Annotated in this window: 2 protein-coding genes; both read left to right on the top strand. The window is 47.5% G+C overall.

Translation table 11 applies throughout. The features are described from left to right. Positions 1-110: 110 nt before the first annotated feature. Positions 111-275: a rubredoxin gene (locus A3761_RS26210; protein WP_068510051.1), complete on the top strand. Its 165-nt coding sequence runs from the start codon at positions 111-113 to the stop codon at positions 273-275. Position 276: 1 nt separating this feature from the next. After that, on the top strand, positions 277-1,384 hold a 1,108-nt coding region (locus A3761_RS08485; RefSeq protein WP_068750114.1), incomplete at its 3' end, for an FAD-dependent oxidoreductase.

Genomic DNA, 1,384 nt, shown 5'->3' with positions numbered 1-1,384 from the left:
AAACTAGAATCTTCTCTTCGCATAAGCAAGCGGGCGCTAGTGTAAACCAGAGAGGCATGTTTGTATGCATTCGAAAGGCAAGTAACATTTTGATAATACAGGTATAAAGAATGAAGAAGTGGCAATGCGTAGTCTGCGGATTAATTTATGATGAGAGCGAAGGCTGGCCTGATGATGGCATCGAAGCGGGCACCTCATGGGAAGATGTACCCGAAGACTGGCTTTGCCCTGACTGTGGTGTAGGCAAAGAAGACTTTGAAATGGTAGAGATTTAACATGAATACTTCACCTATCGTTGTCATTGGTAGTGGCTTGGCCGGATATAATCTTGTTAAGGAGGTTCGCAAGCTGGACCAGGAAAGCGAGATTATTGTGATCACTCAGGATGACGCACACTCTTATTCCAAGCCTATGCTCTCGACAGCACTTGCCAAAGGCAAGCAGGCTGATGAGCTATCAATGGCCGACCCGGGAAAGTTCGCGGCACAGCACAATATTTCAATCAGAAATCATACGAGTGTTGACCGAATCGATACTTCTGCCAAAGCAATCCTGATAGGTGAAGAACGCTTAGACTACAGCAAGCTAGTGCTTGCTTGTGGTGCTCAGGTCAATAAGCTCAGTTTTCCCGGAAGTGAGCTTGAGAAAGTCGTTTCAATCAATGACCTAATGGACTACCGCCGTTTTCGTTCTTTGTTAGGCGAAAACTGCTCAGAAAGCCAGAACCATGTACTGATCATGGGTGCCGGCTTAATCGGCTGTGAATACGCGAATGACTTATTGGCAAGCGGTTATAAGGTAACTATCGTTGACCCTTCAAAATCAGCCTTAAACAGTTTGATTCCTGAAGAGGCCGGACAAGCGCTTATCGAAGGCCTTAGTGATGCAGGTTGTCAGTTTGAAATGCAAGCTCATGTAAGCGAAATCACTGAACAAGGAAATGGTTTGCTTGCTCGTTTAAGTAATGGCCAAGAACTTGAGTGTGCCTTGGTTATTTCTGCCGTCGGCCTGAAAGCCAATATACAAATTGCTCAAGACTCGGGGATTGAATGCCAGCAAGGGATTGTCACCAACGCCTTGCTACAAACTAGTGCAGAAGATGTCTACGCCTTAGGTGACTGCGCAGAGATCGAAGGGCAGGTCAGACTCTACGTGCTGCCACTAATGACCTGCGCACGCACCTTAGCGAAGACTCTGACCGGCACACCGAGCCAGGTAAGCTTCGGCATCATGCCGATAGCAACTAAAACACCCGCCTGCCCCGTCGTCGTTTGCCCACCTGCCAGTGCTTCAGGCCAATGGCGCTTCGAACAAGATGGCCTGAATATTTGTGGTCGTCATTATAACGAGCAAGACTGTTTGGATGGTTTTGTACTAACTGGGC

The organism is Oleiphilus sp. HI0123 (assembly GCF_001635315.1).
The sequence above is the reverse complement of the archived record's forward strand: the minus strand, read 5'-3'. Positions and strand labels throughout refer to the sequence as shown.

Bases quoted from the DNA above. Each gene is read 5' to 3' on its own strand.
- A3761_RS26210 (WP_068510051.1), top strand. From the start codon at position 111: ATGAAGAAGTGGCAATGCGTAGTCTGCGGATTAATTTATGATGAGAGC.